Origin of the sequence: Lentzea cavernae, assembly GCF_014653695.1 — a bacterium.
Taxonomy (GTDB): domain Bacteria; phylum Actinomycetota; class Actinomycetes; order Mycobacteriales; family Pseudonocardiaceae; genus Lentzea; species Lentzea cavernae.
Genome location: NZ_BNAR01000024.1, coordinates 1 through 18893, shown reverse-complemented (window position 1 = coordinate 18893; position 18893 = coordinate 1). Strand labels below are relative to the sequence as shown.

The following is an 18893-nucleotide window of genomic DNA, read 5'->3' as shown; positions in this document are numbered from 1 at the left end:
TGGTCTGCTCCTACCTGACCCGCTCCCCTGGGCGCCCTGCCTGGCCCGCCTGCCCCACCTCGCGCTGCCCCGACGCGTTGCCCCGCACCCCCGGCGGGCGCGCAAAAAAGGCCGCGTGGGCCGCGTTCCCTGAGGAACGCGGCCCACGCGGTGGTGGTGCGGTAGTGGTGCTGGAGGTCAGCGGCCCTTGTTGTTGCGGTTGTTCTTGGCCGCCTGGCGGGCCGCCTCGCGGCGCTCCTTGCGGGTGCCGCCCTGCTGGCCGGCCGCGCCGTTGGACTCGCCGTGCTCGTCGACGCCGCCGTCCTCTGCGGGGCCGCTGTAGCTCAGGTTCTGCTGGCCGCCGGGGCCGAGGCCCTTGCCGCGCAGGGCGGGCGGGATGGCGTTGCCGCTGGCCAGCTGGGCCATGGCCGGGCCCGCGGGGGCCTGGGGTGCCTGCTGGGCCTGTTGCTGGGCGGCTGCTGCGGCGCGGGCTCGTGCTCGGGCGCCGCCGCCTCCGCCGTTGCCCGAGACCTGCGGGAGGGCCTGCGGGACCGCGCCCAGGGTCACGGGGACCTCGGGTTCGGCGGCGGGCTCCGGCTCTGCCGCTTCCACCTGGAGGTTGAAGAGGAAGCCGACGGTTTCCTCTCGCAGGGCGTCGAGCATCGCGTTGAACATCTCGAAGCCCTCGCGCTGGTACTCGATGAGGGGGTCGCGCTGCGCCATGGCGCGCAGGCCGATGCCCTCCTTCAAGTAGTCCATTTCGTACAGGTGCTCGCGCCACTTGCGGTCCAGGACGGACAGCAGGACGCGGCGCTCCAGCTCGCGCATGGCGCCTTCGCCCACGCGGCCTTCGATCTCGGCCTCGCGGGCGCGGTAGGCGTTCATCGCGTCCTCGACGAGGAGGTCGCGCAGGTACTCGCGCGTCACGTCCTCATCGGACTCGAGGATCTCCTTCGGGTCCAGTGAGACCGGGTAGAGCGTCTTGAGGGCGGTCCAGAGCTTGTCGAAGTCCCAGTCCTCGGCGTAGCCGTCGGCGCTGGCGCCGTTGACGTACTCCTCGACGACGCTGACGATCATGTGCTCGACCTGGTCGCGCAGGTCCTCGCCCGCGAGGACGCGGTGGCGCTCGGCGTAGATCACCGTGCGCTGGCGGTTCATGACCTCGTCGTACTTGAGGACGTTCTTGCGGATCTCGAAGTTCTGCTGCTCGACCTGGGTCTGCGCGCTGCGGATGGCGCGGGTGACCATCTTGTGCTCGATCGGCACGTCGTCCGGCACGTTCAGGCGCGTCATGACCATCTCGACCATGGACGCGTTGAAGCGGCGCATCAGCTCGTCCTGCAGGGACAGGTAGAAGCGCGACTCGCCCGGGTCGCCCTGGCGGCCGGTGCGGCCGCGGAGCTGGTTGTCGATGCGGCGCGACTCGTGGCGCTCGGTGCCGAGCACGTAGAGACCGCCTGCGGCGCGGACCTCGTCGGCCTCCGCCTTGCCCAGGGTCGTCAGTTCCTCGACGACCTTGGCCCACTCGGACTCGTACTCCTCCGGCGTGGCCACCGGGTCGAGGCCGCGGTCGCGCAGTTCGTGGTCGGCGATGATGTCCGGGTTGCCGCCCAGCACGATGTCGGTACCGCGGCCGGCCATGTTCGTCGCGACGGTGACGGCGCCCTTGCGGCCCGCCTTCGCGATGATCAGCGCCTCGCGGTCGTGGTGCTTCGCGTTCAGCACCTCGTGCGGGATTCCCCTGCGCACCAACAGCTTCGAGAGGTACTCGGAGCGCTCGACGCTCGTCGTGCCGATCAGGACCGGCTGGCCGTTCTCGTGCTTCTCGGCGATGTCGTCGGCGACGGCGTCGAACTTCGCCTCCTCGCTCTTGTAGACGAGGTCGGGCTGGTCCTTGCGCTGCGGCGGGCGGTTCGTCGGGATCGGGACGACGCCCAGCTTGTAGGTCTGGTGGAACTCGGCCGCCTCGGTCTCGGCGGTACCGGTCATGCCGCCGAGCTTCTCGTAGAGGCGGAAGTAGTTCTGCAGCGTGATCGTGGCGAGGGTCTGGTTCTCCGCCTTGATCTCGACGTTCTCCTTGGCCTCGATGGCCTGGTGCATGCCCTCGTTGTACCGGCGACCGGAGAGCACACGACCCGTGAACTCGTCGACGATCATGACTTCACCGTTGCGGAGGATGTAGTCCTTGTCGCGGTTGTAGAGCTCCTTCGCCTTGAGGGCGTTGTTCAGGTAGCCCACCAACGGCGTGTTCGCCGCCTCGTACAGGTTGTCGATGCCGAGCTGGTCCTCGATGAACTCCACACCGAGCTCGGTGACGGCGACCGTGCGCTTCTTCTCGTCGTACTGGTAGTGGAACGACTTCGACTTCTCCTCGATGACCTCGATGCGGTCCTTCTGGGAGAGCTGGGTGACGTCGATGCCGCGCATGCGCGGGACCAGGCGCGCGAACTCCGTGTACCAGCGAGCGGACTGCTCGGCCGGGCCGGAGATGATCAGCGGCGTGCGGGCCTCGTCGATGAGGATCGAGTCGACCTCGTCGACGATCGCGAAGTAGTGGCCGCGCTGCACGCACTCGTCGAGGCTCCACGCCATGTTGTCGCGCAGGTAGTCGAAGCCGAACTCGTTGTTCGTGCCGTAGGTGACGTCCGAGTTGTACGAGACGCGGCGCTGCTCCGGCGTCATCTCGGAAAGGATCGCGCCGACCGTGAGGCCGAGGAAGCGGTGGACGCGGCCCATCCAGTCCGCGTCGCGCTTGGCCAGGTAGTCGTTCGTGGTGATGACGTGGACGCCCTTGCCGGCGATCGCGTTGAGGTAGACGGGCATGACCGAGGTCAGCGTCTTGCCCTCACCGGTGCGCATCTCGGAGATCTGACCGAGGTGGAGCGCCGCCCCGCCCATGAGCTGGACGTCGTAGGGGCGCTGGCCGAGGGTGCGCTTCGCGGCCTCGCGGGCCACGGCGAACGCCTCCGGCAGCAGTTCGTCGAGCGACTCGCCCTCGGCGTAGCGCTTCCTGAACTCCTCGGTCTTGCCGCGCAACTCGGCGTCGGAGAGGTCCACCACCTCGTCTTCCAGGTGGTTGATGTGCTGTGCGATGTTGCGGAGGCGCTTGAGCATCTTGCCCTCGCCGGAGCGGAGCAGTCGGGACAGCACCATCTGGATAGACCTCATCACCTGTATCGCGGCGCGCCCACGTCGGACGCCTTTCCCCTGCCCATCGTAGGCAAGTCGCCAAGATGTGTGCACGGACACAGGCGGATTGGCGCACGCGACCTGGTATGCGCAGGTCAGGCGCGGTTTCTGCGATCTTCCCAGACCACCTGTCGCCGGTGCCCCCACCTCGGCTACTGATGTGGAGAACGCTGGAGGACCGCGCAAAGGTTCCTGGCCCGGCCGATTTCACCTTGACGGTGAACGTCACGGCACCGAATGGGGCCGACCGGCGGTAGACGCACACCGCCGCCCCGCACACGAGGGGTGCGGGGCGGCGGCGGTCGGAGGAACGTGGGGTGCGGGTCAGGCCAGCCTGATCACGCCGTAGTCGAATCCCTTCCGGCGGTAGACGACACTCGGGCGCCCGCATTCGGTGTCGGCGAACAGGTAGAAGTCGTGTCCGACCAGTTCCATCTCGTAGAGGGCCTGGTCGACGGTCATCGGTTTGGCGGCGTGCTCCTTCTCGCGTACGACGCGTCCGGGCAACTTGTCTTCGAGGCCGTCGTCCCAACGCTGCGCGGGCACTTCCGCCATGCCCTCGTAGTCGGCCTCGGGTGCGTCGAGCACCGCGGTCTTCGCGCGGCGCGACGGCATGCTTTCGCCGGCGGACGGATCGACCAGTCCGCTTGTCGCTTCGGCCACCGAGATCGGGGCCCGCGCCCCGTGGTGGACTCGCCTGCGGTCGTGAGACCGACGAAGGCGGTTCTCGAGCTTCGCGACCGCGGCATCCAGCGCGGCGTAGAAGTCACCCGCGCAGGCTTCGGAACGGACTACTGGTCCACGTCCCTTGCCAGTGATTTCGACCCGCTGGCAGTTCTTCGACTGGCGGCGGTTCGGCTCGTGGAAGAGCTCCACGTCGAAACGGATGACCTTGCGGTCGTAGCGCTCAAGCCGGGCCAGCTTTTCGGCGACGTGAACCCTGTAGTGATCGGGCACCTCGACGTTGCGGCCCTTGACGACGATGTCCATACACGACCTCCCTCGCTTTGCTGCGAGCTATGGCTGGACTGCATTTAAAAGCGCCGTGGCGATCTTCGATCGCAGATGTGTCGCAGAGGGTCGTCTCCCTCAGCTCTCACGGCGCCAGGATCATGGGCTGTTCGCCTCCTCCCCGAGGGCCGGGAACGCTGATAGCGGTGCACGTTAGCTTGGGATTCACCGTCGCGTAAGCCCCCTTGACGGGGGAACGACGAGATTTTTCGATGACTACGCAGCGCGACGACAGCCTGTGGTCAAACGTTTCCCGAGCGTGCTCCGAACCAAACCCCACGACCCTTCGCTCACCCGAACGGCGCAGCTCAGCACCGACACTCGACGGCAGCCCCACTGCGTCGAACGGGTCCAGTAGCAGCCTCATACCCAGCCAACGGGCGACCCGCGCGTCATGTTCCCGAAACCCGGAAGAGATCGATTCCGAACCACTGAGTGGACGCGAGTCGCACTTCTTCACGCCTGACGGAACGGCCCCGATACCCGATCACACCCCGGTCACGCCCGGCTGAACGGCGGATTTCGCCCAATGGCGGACAAGGCAGTCGATCACCCTCAGGGCGGGCAGTACCGGCATTTCAAGTAATAACCGCTGGTCAGCTCCATACGTGAATAATCGTTAACTACTCGGGGGTCCTGGAGCCACGCCCGCGGCTCACTCCAGGAGGTGATCGCCTCGGGTCGCGCGGCCTTGATCGACGCCCTGTGATGCGGACGCCTCAGTTCTGAAACTTCGGCTCAACACAGCCCGGAGCGAATGGGCCGGAACGGTCGCGAGATCGTGGAAGATCGTCACAGAACTCTTGCCCAGCTGGGGATTCTCCCGCCGCATCGGCCTCGCGGAGATCGACAACGTCACCAGAACTTCACCCTTCCGGGCGGTGCCGAAAGACCCCGCCGGGCCCCTTCCGGACGCACGCGTCCGTCCACCCGCGATTTTCTGTCGGACCCCGCCGCCATCCTGGTCCCATGACAGCCATCGACCTGCTCGTGCCGGCCACCTGCTCCGGCTGCGGCCGCCCCGGCACCCCCTGCTGCGCCAGGTGCCTCGACGAGTTCGGCCCGCCCACCCGACTCCAGGTGCCCGGTGTCGGGCCGCCTGTGTGGACGCTGGCCGCCTATCACGGCCCCGCGAGGGAACTGGTGCTCGCCTTCAAGGAACGGGGCGCACGGGCCCTCTCGGCGTGGTTCGGCGCTCTGGTCGCGGCCGCCCTCGTCGCGGTCGGCCCTCCACCGTGGACGCTCGTGCCCGCTCCGTCGCGCCGGAGTGCCGCGCGGGACCGCGGGGGTGACCACATGCTGCGCATCGCCCGGGAGGTGGAGGTGGCGTCTGTCGCGCCGGTGTTGCGGTTGGCGCCTGGGGTGGCCGATTCGGTCGGGCTCACGGCTGTTGCTCGGCGGCGGAACTTGGAGGGGCGGGTGGAGGTGTGTGGTCCGGCGCCGCCGCCGGGGACCACGGTGCTGCTGGACGACGTGGTGACGACTGGGGCCACGGCTTCGGCTTGCGTGCGGGCGTTGTGGCAGGCCGGGGTGCGGACGCATGCGGTGCTCGTGTTGACGTCGGCTCGGCCGCATCGGCCTGGGGAGTAGGGCGGCGTGGCGGTGACGCCTCGGCAGAGGCGGCCTGCTTCGGTAGAAGCGGCCTGACGGCAGCGTTTCGGCAGAGGCGGCCTGTTCCGGCAGAGGCGGCCTGCTTCGGTGGAAGCAGCCTGCTTCGTGGCGCAAGGTCCTGCAGCCCGAGCGGTCAGCCGGGTTGTGACAACGCCACTCGCGTCAGCCGACCGCACCCGGCGGCCGAACCAACCCGGCCACACCTGCCCGGCCACACCCGCCCGGCCACATCAGTCCAAACCTGCCCAAGCACGCCGGCCCGGCCCGCCGCCTGGTCACGCCGACCCGGCCACGCAGCTCGGCACACCTGCCGGCCCGGGCCACCGCCCGGTCACGCCGACCCAGCCGCGCAGCCCGGCACACCCGCCGGGCCCACCGGCCGGGCCCACCGCCCCAGTCATACCGCCCCAGTCACGCCGACCCGGCCCACCGCCCGGTCACGCCCACCCAGCCGCGCAGCCCGGCACACCCGCCGACCCGGCCGGGTCGCGTCAGCCCGGGTAGAACACCAGCGCGTTCGACGGCACCCGGATCGCGCTCGACCGCCACACGTCCGTGATGTCCGAAGCCGACCAGAGCCCGGAGGAGTCGATCACCTGTACCTGGCGCGCCGCGGCCGCCGCCACCGAACCCACCGGCACGGTGAGGTTCGACTGGCTGTAGCGGTCCATCCGGGAGCCGTCGGTGTAGACCTTGGTGACCGGCCACGAGGGCAGCGAGGAGGAGACCGCCAGCACGTCCTGCGAGAGCCAGTCGATCGACTGCACCGTCGAGCCCAGGATCAGCGGCTGCAGTTGCCGGGGTGCGCGCAGGGCGACGTCCTGGTTGTTGCGGACCACCGACGCGACGTAGAGCTTGCCCGAGATCACCATGGCGGCACGGGTGCCGTCGCGGGAGAGGCGCAGTTCGCTGATCGAGCCGAAGTCCTTGAGGTCGGTGACGTTGACGGCCTTCGCGGTCCAGCTGCCGTTGTCGGACCGGGTCACGCGGGCCACCGAGGTGCCGTTGACGACCGTCCAGACCTCGGTGCCGGGTTCCTTCGGGCCGCTGGAGAGCAGCCACGTCGGCCGGGACAGCGTCGCCGCGCTCAGGTCCACTTCGGACAGGTCCTGTTCGAGCTCGCCCACGCGCAGCCGCACCGAGCCGCCCGCGCGCGACACGACTGCCAGCCGTGAGCCGTCGATGGACTGCGCCGCCGACGCCACCGCGTACGCGCCGCTGCCCGCGGGGCCCTTGATCGGGTTGCCGTCTGCCAGCGACCTGACCATCCCGTCCGACACGAGCATTCCCTGGAGGTTCGCATTCAGCGCCAGCAACGCCTCACCCGCGGTCGCCGACACGTCGGACGGCCGGTAGTCGCGCTGGTCCGGCAGGATCTGCTGGCCGTCGACGAGCACGCGCACCCGCGACGAGGTGACGCCCGAGTACGACTTCACGACCTGGGCCACGATCTGCTTGCGCTTCTCCGGCGTCATGTCCTTGCCGACGTTGGTGAGGTTCACCTCCAACGCGCCGTCGTCGGATTCCGTGGTGTCCGAGAACTTCTGGGTCTCCGGGCCGAGCGAGCTCACCAGCGTGTCGCGCACCGCGTCACCGGGGCCCGCGATCATCAGCTCGGTGACGCGGGTCGGGATGCTCGTCGCCGGCGGGACCACGACGTAGCGCGGATCCGGTACCAGCACGGTGAACTCGGGGTTGTAGAAGTACAACGTCACCCGGCGGTACGTGGCGTTGAACAGGTTCTGCGGCATGTGCACGCCCGCGGGCGGCGTGGAGATCCGCCACTGGTTCTCGCTGTTGCGCTCGATCTTCACCGGGACGTCGAGCTTGCCGAGCTGCGGGACGAACGCGTTGTCGTTGCCCAGCCGCCCGACGTAGTTGCCCTGCAACATGATGGTCTGCGTCTTGTCCTGGGACGTCTGCGGCACCTGCGAGGTCGGCACGGTCGAGAAGCCGGTCTCGATGACGGTGGGGTTCTTGCTGTCCCAGGTCTTGCTGGCCTCCGGGGTCAGGAACGCGCGGGCCGCCGCGTAGTCGCTGGCCGGGTTCGCCGTCGCCTCGATGAAGTCGCGCACGAGGGTGAGCGGGTCGATGTTCTGGCGCGGTTCCGGCGCGGCCAGGGTGTTGGACGCCTTGTTGTCCTTCGACCCGATCGGTTTCGGCTGGGTGTTCGTCGGGATCGCGGCGCACCCGGACAGGGTCACGAGGACGAGCACCCACAACGCCAGCCGCTTCACCGCACTTCCTCCGAAACCTCGTTCGCCTTCTTGCCAGTCCTGTCCGCGGGAGGCCCGTCGACGGGCTCCGCCGGCTGCCAGGTGATCTCCTCCGGCCGCAGCTCGATCTCGCCCGGCTCCTCCTCGGCGATCGGTTCCTCGACCACCACGACGGGTTCGTGCTCCAGAGCGGGTGCCAGCGGCAGAGGGCTCTCCCGCAGCTCCTCGCCGTGCGTGCGCGGCAACGTCAACCGGAACACGGCGCCGTGGCCGGGTTCGCCCCACGCCTCCAGCCAGCCGCCGTGCAGGCGGGCGTCCTCCAGCGAGATCGACAGGCCGAGGCCGGTGCCGCCGGTGCGGCGGTTGCGCGACGGGTCGGCGCGCCAGAAGCGGCTGAACACCAGCTCGGCCTCGCCCTTGCGCAGGCCGACGCCGTGGTCCCGCACGGTCATCGCGACGGCGTCGTCGTTGCCGCGCATGGTGAGTTCGACGGGCTGGCCCTCGCCGTGGTCGATGGCGTTGGCGAGCAGGTTGCGCAGAATCCGTTCCACGCGGCGGGAATCGAGCTCGGCGATCAGCTCGGTGTCGGGCAGGTCCAGCACCACGGGCGAGTTGGCCGAGGTCGAGATCGCCCGGACCGAGTCGTGCGCGCGGCGCGCGAGCACGCGGATGTCGACCTGGTCGGCGGTCAGCTCCTCGACGCCGGCGTCGAGACGGGAGATCTCCAGCAGGTCGCCCAGGAGCGACTCGAACCGGTCGAGCTCGTCCACGAGCAACTCGGTGGAGCGGGCGAGGCCGGCGGGGAACTGTTCGCGCGAGGCGTGCAGGACGTCGGCGGCCATGCGGACCGTCGTCAACGGCGTGCGCAGCTCGTGCGAGACGTCGGAGGTGAAGCGGCGCTGCAGCTGGCCGAACTCCTCCAGCTGCTTGAACTGGGCCTGGATCGACTCGGCCATCTCGTTGAACGACTCGGCCAGGCGTGCCACGTCGTCCTCGCCGACGACGTGCATCCGTTCGTGCAGGACGCCGTCCGCGAACCGCTCCGCGACCTCGGCGGCCTGGCGCACCGGCCGCACGACCTGGCGCGTCACCAGGTTCGCGATGAGCGCGAGCAGGACTAGCAGGACGATGCCGCCGACGGCGAGCGTGGACTGCACGACCTCGGCCGTGCGCTGCTCCGCGGTCAGCGGGAAGATCAGGTACAGCTGCATCGAGCGCGCGGACGTGCTGATCGGCAGGCCCACGACGAACAACGTGGTCTGGGTGTTGTCGCGCTGCACGGTGTGGATCTGGGTGCCGGAGCCGCCGTCCTCGACCATCTCGCGCAGGCCGCGAGGAACGTCGTCGAGCTTGCCGACCGACGGCACCCGCCCGGCGCCCGCGGTGCCCAGCCCGTCGGCCAGGACGGGTTCGAACGCGCCGGCGCCCGCCGTGGTGGCGTCCGTGCCGTTGCCGCCGACGGCGAGCTTGTTGATCGCGCTGGTGAACCGCGTCTGGACGCTGTCCGGGCCGGGGTTCAGGCCGACGAGGTCGGTCTGGATGAGGTTGCGCGAGGCCAGCGCCTGGCGCACGGCGGCCTCGTCCTTGGTGCTCAGCAGCTGGTTGGTGATCTGCATCTGCAGGACCATGCCCAGCACGAACACCACGGCCGACGAGAGCGCGAGCGTGGACACGACGACGCGCAACTGCAGCGAACGACGCCAGAGGTCACCAAACGCGGCCCATCGCTTACGCGCCTCCTCGACGAGGAACTGCGCCTTCGCGATGGCCGGCCGTACGAACTTCATATGCCACCTGTCACGGAGGGCCGGCCTTGTACCCGACACCGCGGACAGTCAACACCACCTCGGGGTGTTCCGGGTCCCGTTCGACCTTGGAGCGCAGCCGCTGAACGTGGACGTTCACCAGGCGCGTGTCGGCGGCGTGGCGGTAGCCCCACACCTGCTCGAGCAGCACCTCGCGGGTGAACACCTGGCGCGGCTTGCGGGCCAGGGCGACGAGGAGGTCGAACTCCAGCGGCGTGAGCTGGATCGGCCTGCCCTCGCGCAGGACCTCGTGGCCGGGGACGTCGATCGTGAGGTCGCCGATCTGCAGCACCTCGGAGGGCTCGGCCTCGGTGCGCCGCAGGCGCGCCCGGATGCGAGCCACGAGCTCCTTGGGCTTGAACGGCTTGACGACGTAGTCGTCCGCGCCGGACTCGAGGCCCAGCACCACGTCGACCGTGTCGCTCTTCGCGGTGAGCATCACGATCGGCACGCCCGACTCGGACCTGATCGCCTTGCAGACGTCGATGCCGTTCATCCCCGGCAACATCAGGTCGAGCAGCACGAGGTCGGGCTTGAGCTCGCGCAACGCGGGCAGGGCACGGGCACCGTCGGCGACCACCGCGGTGTCGAAGCCCTCCCCGCGCAACACGATCGTCAGCATCTCCGCCAGGGCGGGGTCGTCATCGACGACGAGCACGCGTGCCTTCATACCCAACATCGTTGCACTGCCGGTCGCGCGTTCGCGCACCGCCCACGCTCCGTTGCTGCTGGTGGCGATGTGCGCTCGTTCGGTAACCGGCCGGAACTGTCGTTCCACGTACCCCACCTCGCCCCGTTTGACCTGTTCGTCGCGGGAGTAACCGCGCGGAGGTCACCTTTCGTTACCAGCGGTTCCTCAGGTGGTGCGGACCGCGGAGGCCAGCCAGATGCGCGCGTCGCCCACCCGGTGCGGGTCGGTGATCGCGGGCACCGCGCGCTCGTGCCGCGCGGCCAGGTCGACCTGGTGCGTCACCTCGGCGTCCCAGCCGTAGCCGTCGAGCCACTCGACCGGGTCCTCCACGTCGGACTGCCAGCGGGCGTCCAGCGCGTCGAACCGCTGGTGCACCGCCTTCATCTGCGGCAGGTCGCGGAAGGCGCGGTTGACGTGTTCGAGCGCGAGCGTGCTGCCGCGGGCGGACAGCGCGCTCACCCAGTACAGGACCTTCTCCCCCGCGTCCGGGGGCAGGAACATGAAGAGGCCCTCCAGCAACCACGCCGTGGGCCTCTTCGGGTCGAACCCGGCGCGTATCAGCGCCGTCGCCCAGTCGTCGCGCAGGTCGCACGGAACGGTGACCCGGTCACAGGCGGGCACGGCGAGCTGGTCGCGCAGGGCGTCGTCCTTGAACTCGAGCAGCTCGGGCAGGTCGAGTTCGAACAGTGTTGTGCCCGGCGGCCATTGCAGCCGGAACGCTCTTGTGTCGAGGCCGGCCGCCATGACGACGACCTGGAGGTGACCGGCGGCGAGGAGCTCGTCGTCGAAGTACCGGGTGCGCAGGACGAAGTGGTCACCGGCGAGGGTGTGCACGCCGTTCAGGTCGCTCGCGGAGCCGGCGGCCTCCACGAGTCCGGCGGCGAGCGGGTCGTCGAAGAGCGGGCGGGGGTGGGCTTGCTCGTTGGCACGGGCGGCAGCGATCAGGACCGCCGTACGGGCGACACCGACTGGAGTGCGCTGCAGGACACGCTTCAAATTCGATTCTCCTATCACTCACAGTGACATCCGGACACTCGATCGTGTCAATCGGTACGCACGTGAGCGACCACTCAAGGAGTGAAGAGCGGTTCCAGAAGCGAATGAAAGTTCACGTTTGACCGCCCGTCGACCACTTGCCAAGGGGCCAACCAGCCGATCTTCGCCAATCCGTCGTAAACAACACCGCATCTGGCCTGCAGCGAGCCATCGGATTCGTAAATGTCGCGGGCGCGCGATTCGTCGGCCTGTTCGCGCTTCGCCGCCCGCTCGGCCGCGACCTCGACGGGCACGCGCAGCAGCAGGTGGAGGTCGGGCACCGGCAGCCCGAAGCGTTCGATCTCGAGCTCGTGCACCCACCGCACGAACTCGCCGGTCTCGTCCTGGTGCAGCCGCGCGGCGCTGTACGCGGCGCTCGACGCCACGTACCGGTCGAGCAGGACCACGTCGTGCTCCTCGAGGTCCTTGCGGATCTCGTCGGCCGCGCCGCGCCGGTCGAGCGCGTAGAGCACGGCCATCCCGTAGACCGAGTCGCTGAGGTCGCCGAGCCGGCCGTAGAGGCCGTCGCGGACCAGGTCGGCGTGCACGCTCTGGCCGTAGCGCGGGAACGCGTGGCTCGCCACGGTCCTGCCCTGGGAGGCCAGAACCCCGGTCAACCCGTTCGCGAGCGTGCGCTTGCCGGCGCCGTCCAGACCTTCGATCACCACGAGCTTTCCCACGCCAGAACCCTAACTGGACCGGTTCCGACCACTCACACGGCCGCAGCACGTCCCCCACACGGGCGAAATCCGATCTTTCGATCACCAGAACGAGTGACTACGGTGAACAGTCACACGGCGCGTGTGTGAAGGGTAGGTGCCGCGGTGGCCGCGGATTCCGGGCACGCCGGGTCGGTCGACGAACCGATCGGGCACCCGACCGGGGGTCTGCCGACCCCACTCACCGAGACGCTGCGCTACGGGCCTTTCCACCGCGCGTTGCGCGAGGCAATCGCCCATCGTGGCCTCTCGCTCGCACGGCTGCGCGCTCATCTCGAGCAACTGGGTGTCCAAGTGGGCCAGTCGACGCTCTCGTACTGGCAACGCGGTCTGCGCCATCCCGAGGTGCCGCGCGCCATCAGCACGGTGCGCGCGCTCGAGACCGTGTTGCGCCTGCCGCCATCGTCCTTGTTGGACCTCATCGGCCCGCGCAACGCGAACACCTACGCCCCGCGCCCGGTCGCCACCTGGCCGGAGTCCGCACCGCTGCTCGCATCGTTCGAGTCCGTACCAGAGGCCGCGAGGGGCAACGCCGACCTCGAAGTGCTCTCCGTGCACGACACCGTCCAGATAGGCATGCACCGCGAGCAGCGCTCCATCACCACACGGCTGGTCGTGCGCGCGACACGGCAGGGACCGGACCGGTACCTGGCGATGCACCACGGCGACGAGGGCTCGCTGATCGAGAACGCGATGGTGAGAGCGGGCGAAGGCTGCCGGCAGGGGCGCCTGCGCAGGGAAAGCGCTTCCCGCAACCTCGCCGTGGAGATGCTGTTCGACCGGCGGCTCGCGGCGGGCGAGGAGCACGTCTTCAGCTTCACGATCGTCGACGACACCGGGAACGCGACGCCGGGCCACCACCGGACGTTCCGCGACACCTGCGGCTCGTACCTGGTGCAGCTCTCGTTCCACCGGCGGGCGATGCCCGCGCGCTGCATGAAGCAGTTCCTGGCCTCGGCCGACGCGACGCCCGTCGACGTCGACGAGCTCGTGTGCGGGCTCGGCGGCGTCGTCAGCGCGTACTTCGGCGACGTCGGGCCGGGGATCGCGGGCATCGCCGTCGAGTGGAGTTAGACCCGGGGTCTGGGGCGTCCCCAGAGGACACCGCGAGCGACGCGGTCCGCGCTTTTCGCGGACACACGTCGCCTGAGTGAGCGCGAGGAAAGCGAGGGGGCTAAAGACCGGCGCTCCGAAGAGCATTCCGGTTCCGGATTTAGGAGGAAGCCCTCTCATGGCCTCGCGTGGGTCACGTTAGCAGTGATGGCTGTCAGTCCGACAGCAGTTTCCCGAGTTCCGACACCGTGGTGACGGTTCCGGTCTCGTCCTGCGCCAGCCCGACGCGGATCACCGGTGCGTCCACTGTGGATCCCTTGCGCGCGAACAGGTCCCGCAGCCTCGCCACGGTGAAGTACTTGCGCCGCAACGCCGCCGCGGCGATCAACTTGACGATGTCGCGGTTCTCCTCGACCCGGTTGCCCCAGGACGAACCGCGCAGGTAGAGGTGCAGCCACGTGCCGGACCAGGTGTCGCCCTCGCGTTCGAACATCACCGGCAGCGCGACCTTTCCCTTGCCGCGCATGGAGGAACGTGCTCGCACCGTGCTCGGCTCGAACGGCTTGCCCATCTGGTCCAGGTCGCGGCTCATGAACCCGAACATCGACTCGGCGACGTCGTCGAAACCCTCGCCCGAGTAGATGTTCACCTGCGGCACCACGTACTTGGCGTTCGCCTTGACGCGCTGCACGTCGATGAACTCCGTCGCACCGTTCGGGGCGTCCGTGACGTCACCCGAGTGGACGACGCCACCGTCCTTCAGCTGCGTCCACGACACCTGGCCCCGGTATGCGAACTTCTCGTCGAGCAGCACCGCGGACAGGTCGTAGTCGGTCCGCTTCGCGTGCTGCCGCCAGTGCACGAAGAACCGCAGCACGTCGCCGTCGAACGAGAGCTTCGACCCGCGCGGGAGCACCCCGAAGCCCTCCTCGGTGCCGGTGAGCGGCACCACGACGTCGAGCACCTCGTCGTCCACGGCGAGTTCGGAGTAGTCGGGGAGCCTGCTGACCAGCTCGTCCTCGACCACCTCGACGATCTCCGCCACCGCGACCGGGTCCAACGGCTCGCGGTCGTCGTCGGCGATCCACACCTTGCGCGCACGCGTCGCGAAGACGCGAGCGGTGTCCGGCGTGGTGCGGTTCTCCAGGTGCTCCAGCACCGAGACGAGCACGCGACTGGACACCTCGGGCACAGCTGCCCTGACGTGCACGGCGAGGTCCTGGGCACCGTTGCGGAGAAGCCGGTCGACCTGACGCAGCAACAGGCCCGGCGCGTTGGCGAGGATGCCGACCGCACGCGCGGTGTCCCCCTCCGCGAACGCCACCTCGACCTGCCCGGCGAACGACCGCGCGACCTTCTCCCCGCGCGCCACCGCGAACACGTCCTGCGCCCGTTCGAACGGGTGCTCGTGCGGGTGCAACCGCTCGCCGAGCCGCTTCCACGCCTCGCGGTTCTGGCCGACGTCCCCGAGCTTGCTCGCCGCGACCTCGTCCAACGCACCGAGCAACGCCCTGCGCTCAGGCCGGCGGAACGACCGGAAACGCGTCGGCTCCTTCAGCGTGACGTCTCCCCCGGAGGCCTCGGCCGCTGCGCGAAGCACGTCCGTGACGGTGTCGACGTCCTGCAGCGGCCTCTGTGCGACGAGACGGGCGGCGTTGAGGATCGCGCGGTTCTCCCGCACCGGCACGTCGAACTCGCCGTCGGCCGCGAGCACGGCCAGCTCGCCGAGCAACGCCCTGTCGTTCTCCGCCAACGGGATCGGGCTCGTCGCGAGCTCCTCGAAGAGCCGCTGCACCTCCTCATCGAGCGTGCCACCGAGGTGCACGACCGTGACGCGGTCCTTCAGCGACGGGATCAGCTCGTCGTGCGCCGCGAGCATCTCCTCGTAGGAGTGCTGGACCCGGCCGTACTTGGGCAGGTCGAGGAGGTTGCCGGTGGGCTCGACGCCCTGCTCCACCGCGTCGCGCACGCACTCCCACCAGAACGTGATGTTGTTCGGCACGTTGTGCGGGAAGTCCTTGAAGTACGGGTTGTGCTGCCCGCGCGCCCCGATCAGGTCCTTCACCGCCCGGACGACCTCAGCGGCGAACTCCTCGGCACCGGCCAGGCCGGAGACGTGTTCGAGCAGGTCACGGCTCGCTTTGAAGCCGGACCTGATCAGCGCGGCGTCCAACTGGCGCGCGACCGGGGCGCCGTCACCCGGCGCACCGTCCGAAGTGGGCACGCGCAGGGTCTTCTTGATGATGGTCGTCCGCACTCGGACAGTAAAACCCGCACGTCAACCGAGTTCGAATCCACCCGTTCGGGCAGGATGTTGTTCGGTCTCCAACGCCTAACGTCAGACTGCATGAACGGCGATCCATCCACTCCGTACAGCCGCGACCTGGGCGATGAGCTGCGCCAGATCCGAGAGCGCTGGACGACCTTCCGCGCGCGCAAGATCGCCAAGATGCTCGGCTGGGATCCGGGGAAGGTCTCGAACATCGAGCACGGCAAGGTCCGGGCGACCGAGATCGACATCATCCAGTACCTGGGGCGGTGCGGGCGCAGCCAGGCCTTCATCGAGGACTTCCTGAACAGGTACAGGTCAGCCTTCAACCCCTACTTCGTCCAAGTGCCCGACAACCTGCGCACGATGTCGATGGCCGAGTCGACGGCCGACAAGATCACCAGCTACGACCTGACGTCGCTGCCCGGCCTCGTGCAGTCGGAGGAGTACGCGATCGCGCTGTTCGAGGCACGCCTCGCCGCCGCGGACGTGATCGAGAGGAACGTCCGCTTCCGAATCGAGCGGCAGGCGATCCTCCGGCGGCACGACCGCCCGCAGTGCACCTTCTACATCCACGAGCACGCGCTGAGGTTCAAGGTCGGCAGCGACGAGGTCGTGGAGGACCAGCTCATGCGGCTGCTCTTCCACACGCACGTCATCCGGATCGTGCCCGCGTCGATCGGCATGGCAGGAGTCTTCTCGGCCAACTACGTGCTGTGGGAGTGGGAGAAACGCGCCAGCACGGCCTACACGGAGTCGGATCTCGCGCAGGTGTTCGTGCAGGACCTGGCAGGGATCAAGCACTGCAGGACGATCTTCGCGCACCTGGATGCGCTCGCACTCGATGAGGAACAATCGCGGTCGATGGTGGCGGACCTCGCCAGCCGATCGCGGGAGGACCTCAGTGGCCGGAAACTTCACTTGGCGTAAGAGCAGCTACAGCGGTGGTACCGATGGGAGCAACTGCGTCGAGGTGGCATTCGCCCAGGCCGTCCGCGTGCGCGACTCGAAGAACACCGCAAGCCCCGAGCTGGAGTTCAGCGTCGGGGCCTGGCAGGCGTTCATCCAAGCTCGGTAGGCGCCTGCCACCTCGCTCCTTCTGGTCGTGTCCCGCCGTTCGCCAGCAGTTCGCGGAGAACCTGCTGCACCTGGCCGACGGGCACTTCGGAGTCAGCCGGAAACTCGTGCGCCGTCCCGAAGTAGAGGTAGCGCACACCATTCGGGTTGACCTGCTCGCCCTTGCTGAACCACTCACCGTCATCACCGGCGTAGCGGACGGCCCCGAGCCCAGTGGCCTGGTCGACGCCGACCACCAACTCATGCGTCGGGTCCTCGTCAACGGACTCGTCCACGGCGTAGACCGTCGCCGACTGGTAGTCCGGCCCTGCGTTCAGAAGCTCCGCGAGAAAGGCTTCGATGTCGTCATCGGTGCGCAGCAGGCTCACACCTGCACCGTGCTTGTACGAAGCCTCCAGGACGTAGCTCAATTCTGAACTTCCTTTCCCCGGTAGCTCTGACTGCCGCCAGGCCAGTAGATCGTCACGGTCTGACCTGGCTTGAGGATCCTCGACAGAAGTCGGTCGCACGACCACCGGCCTTCATTGCAAGGCTCGTTGTTCACGGCGAGCGTAACGTCCTTCGCGGCAAGACCTCTGAGCATGGCAGCGAGCTTGACCTCGACGTGAGCGGCCACCCACAACGTGCCTCGGGCAGGACCGATTCGCAGTTCTGCCAACACATCGCGCGCCTGCTGCCAGTCGTGTTCGCCGCTGACGATGGCGTGTTCGGCGCCGCTCTCATCGACCCAGATTCCCGACGTCTTCCCACCTTCACGGTCAGGCAGCTTGCTCAGCAGTGCGCCCCTGGATCGGTTCGGGTCAGCCGGAGCCGGCGGCAGCGGCTCATCTGCCTTGCCTGTGCCCTCCAAGCGGTTTGCCACAGCCGTCACGTCTGAGTGAATCGCGGAAACTTTCCGCTGCAGCTCATCGATTCCGGCGGTGACCTGTCCGAACCACCCGAGCACCTGGTGGAGTTCGGCTTGGTCGCTTCCTTCCGCGACCTGTTCGACGAGGCTGCGTGCTTCCTCGGCAGCATCGAGTGCATCGGCCAGCTCGGTGAACGGCAGCCGCTCCAGGCTGGCGCGGAGCGCGGCGATCACGTCTCCGAGCGTGGCCACGGCCACTCAGCCGAGTTCGGCCGGCACCGGCAGACCCAGCGCCACCAGGAACCGCCGCGTCTTGACCTCGACGAACACCTCACCGTCGTCGATGTCGTCGACGTCCTCCCCCTCGTTCCACTCGAACCCGTGCGGGTCCTCGTCCTCGGCGAGGTAGGCGAGCAGCTCGGCCTGCTTGGCCGGGACGTCCCCGTCGGGGTTGAGCAGCCCCCACCACGCCGCCAGACCGGCGGCCTCGCGCAGCACGTCCGTCGGGTCGGAGGCGTTGGGGTTCTCGAAGTAAGTGCGGGGCGTCAGGCCCAGGTAGGCGACGCCCGAACCGGTGCCGGCCGGGGTGTAGACGACCGAGGTGATGTCGCTGTCGTGGATGTCGATCCACAGCGACGGCTCCGCGAGGGGCGGGAGCTCGCCCTCGGACAGCGTCTTCCAGGAACCGTGCTCGTAGGCGTACGTGCCGAAGAATCCCACGACGAACATGAAAACAGGGGCCTCCCGCGACGCGCGCGGGAGGCCCCTGAAAAACAGAGATCAGTAGCGGTAGTGCTCGGGCTTGAACGGGCCCTCGACGTCGACGTCGATGTACTCGGCCTGGTCCTTGGTGAGCTTGGTGAGCTCGCCGCCCAGCGCCTCCAGGTGGATGCGCGCGACCTTCTCGTCCAGCACCTTGGGCAGGCGGTAGACCTCGTTGTCGTACTCCTTGAACTTGGTGAACAGCTCGATCTGAGCGATCACCTGGTTCGAGAAGGAGTTCGACATCACGAACGACGGGTGGCCCGTGGCGTTGCCCAGGTTCATCAGGCGGCCCTCGGACAGCACGATGATCGTGCGGCCCGACGGGAAGACCCACTCGTCGACCTGCGGCTTGATGTTGTTCTTGCGGATGCCGGGGTAGCGGGCGAGGCCTGCCATGTCGAGCTCGTTGTCGAAGTGGCCGACGTTGCCGAGGATCGCCTGGTGCTTCATCTGCGCCATGTGGTCGGCGGTGACGACGTTCTTGTTGCCCGTCGTCGTGATGATGATGTCGGCGGTCGGCAGGACCGACTCGAGGCGCGCGACCTGGTAGCCGTCCATGGCGGCCTGCAGGGCGCAGATCGGGTCGATCTCGGTGACGATGACGCGGGCGCCCTGGCCGCGCAGGG

At 68.6% G+C, this 18893-nt stretch carries 16 protein-coding genes; 4 read left to right on the top strand and 12 right to left on the bottom strand.

Going from position 1 to position 18893, the window contains the following annotated elements:
• Nucleotides 1–177 precede the first annotated feature (177 nt).
• Nucleotides 178–3132 (bottom strand): preprotein translocase subunit SecA, encoded by a 2955-nt coding sequence (gene secA, locus IE307_RS42360; protein ID WP_191305149.1) that lies wholly within the window; start codon nt 3130–3132, stop codon nt 178–180.
• Between the two features lie 360 nt (nt 3133–3492).
• Nucleotides 3493–4158 carry a ribosome hibernation-promoting factor, HPF/YfiA family gene (hpf, locus tag IE307_RS42355; RefSeq protein ID WP_191305148.1) on the bottom strand — a complete coding sequence of 222 codons (666 nt, stop codon included), beginning with the start codon at nt 4156–4158 and terminating at the stop codon, nt 3493–3495.
• 990 nt (nt 4159–5148) lie between these two features.
• On the opposite strand from hpf, the gene IE307_RS42350 reads away from it, so the two are divergent.
• On the top strand, nt 5149–5769 hold the full coding sequence (locus tag IE307_RS42350; protein WP_191305147.1) for a ComF family protein: 621 nt from the start codon (nt 5149–5151) through the stop codon (nt 5767–5769).
• 512 nt (nt 5770–6281) lie between these two features.
• On the opposite strand, the gene IE307_RS42345 is transcribed toward IE307_RS42350, so the two are convergent.
• The 5 genes from IE307_RS42345 to IE307_RS42325 form a co-directional block, all read right to left on the bottom strand.
• Nucleotides 6282–8027, bottom strand: a complete 1746-nt coding sequence (locus tag IE307_RS42345; protein WP_191305146.1) for an LpqB family beta-propeller domain-containing protein — start codon at nt 8025–8027, stop codon at nt 6282–6284.
• Nucleotides 8024–9793 carry an MtrAB system histidine kinase MtrB gene (gene mtrB / locus IE307_RS42340; RefSeq protein WP_191305145.1) on the bottom strand — a complete coding sequence of 590 codons (1770 nt, stop codon included), beginning with the start codon at nt 9791–9793 and terminating at the stop codon, nt 8024–8026. Before mtrB ends, IE307_RS42345 begins: the two co-directional genes overlap by 4 nt.
• Nucleotides 9794–9803: 10 nt before the next feature.
• Nucleotides 9804–10481: an MtrAB system response regulator MtrA gene (gene mtrA / locus IE307_RS42335; RefSeq protein WP_030471262.1), complete on the bottom strand. Its 678-nt coding sequence runs from the start codon at nt 10479–10481 to the stop codon at nt 9804–9806.
• Nucleotides 10482–10667: 186 nt separating this feature from the next.
• Entirely contained in the window at nt 10668–11498 is an 831-nt protein-coding gene (locus tag IE307_RS42330; protein WP_229905588.1) for an SAM-dependent methyltransferase, read from the bottom strand.
• Between the two features lie 74 nt (nt 11499–11572).
• Nucleotides 11573–12217: a dTMP kinase gene (locus IE307_RS42325; protein WP_191305144.1), complete on the bottom strand. Its 645-nt coding sequence runs from the start codon at nt 12215–12217 to the stop codon at nt 11573–11575.
• 144 nt (nt 12218–12361) lie between these two features.
• Between IE307_RS42325 and IE307_RS42320 the strand changes: the two genes are divergently transcribed.
• Nucleotides 12362–13330 (top strand): helix-turn-helix domain-containing protein, encoded by a 969-nt coding sequence (locus IE307_RS42320; protein ID WP_191305143.1) that lies wholly within the window; start codon nt 12362–12364, stop codon nt 13328–13330.
• Nucleotides 13331–13523: 193 nt separating this feature from the next.
• On the opposite strand, the gene IE307_RS42315 is transcribed toward IE307_RS42320, so the two are convergent.
• A complete protein-coding gene (locus IE307_RS42315) occupies nt 13524–15566 on the bottom strand; it encodes a TerD family protein (protein ID WP_191305142.1) in 2043 nt (680 codons plus the stop codon).
• 90 nt (nt 15567–15656) lie between these two features.
• On the opposite strand from IE307_RS42315, the gene IE307_RS42310 reads away from it, so the two are divergent.
• Nucleotides 15657–16508 (top strand): DUF5753 domain-containing protein, encoded by an 852-nt coding sequence (locus IE307_RS42310; RefSeq protein WP_191305141.1) that lies wholly within the window; start codon nt 15657–15659, stop codon nt 16506–16508.
• Nucleotides 16408–16656, top strand: a complete 249-nt coding sequence (locus tag IE307_RS42305) for a DUF397 domain-containing protein (RefSeq protein ID WP_308436445.1) — start codon at nt 16408–16410, stop codon at nt 16654–16656. The genes IE307_RS42310 and IE307_RS42305 overlap by 101 nt, the downstream gene beginning before the upstream one ends.
• Here the strand turns inward: IE307_RS42305 and IE307_RS42300 are convergent.
• From IE307_RS42300 to IE307_RS42285, 4 genes are all read right to left on the bottom strand, one after another.
• Nucleotides 16640–17023 carry an Imm1 family immunity protein gene (locus IE307_RS42300; protein ID WP_191305139.1) on the bottom strand — a complete coding sequence of 128 codons (384 nt, stop codon included), beginning with the start codon at nt 17021–17023 and terminating at the stop codon, nt 16640–16642. The genes IE307_RS42305 and IE307_RS42300 overlap by 17 nt on opposite strands.
• Nucleotides 17024–17061: 38 nt before the next feature.
• Nucleotides 17062–17736: a DddA-like double-stranded DNA deaminase toxin gene (locus IE307_RS42295; RefSeq protein ID WP_191305138.1), complete on the bottom strand. Its 675-nt coding sequence runs from the start codon at nt 17734–17736 to the stop codon at nt 17062–17064.
• 24 nt (nt 17737–17760) lie between these two features.
• Nucleotides 17761–18231, bottom strand: coding sequence for a hypothetical protein (locus tag IE307_RS42290; RefSeq protein ID WP_191305137.1), 471 nt, complete (start codon nt 18229–18231; stop codon nt 17761–17763).
• 51 nt (nt 18232–18282) lie between these two features.
• The coding region (locus IE307_RS42285; RefSeq protein WP_191305136.1) for an adenosylhomocysteinase at nt 18283–18893 on the bottom strand (611 nt) is incomplete at its 5' end.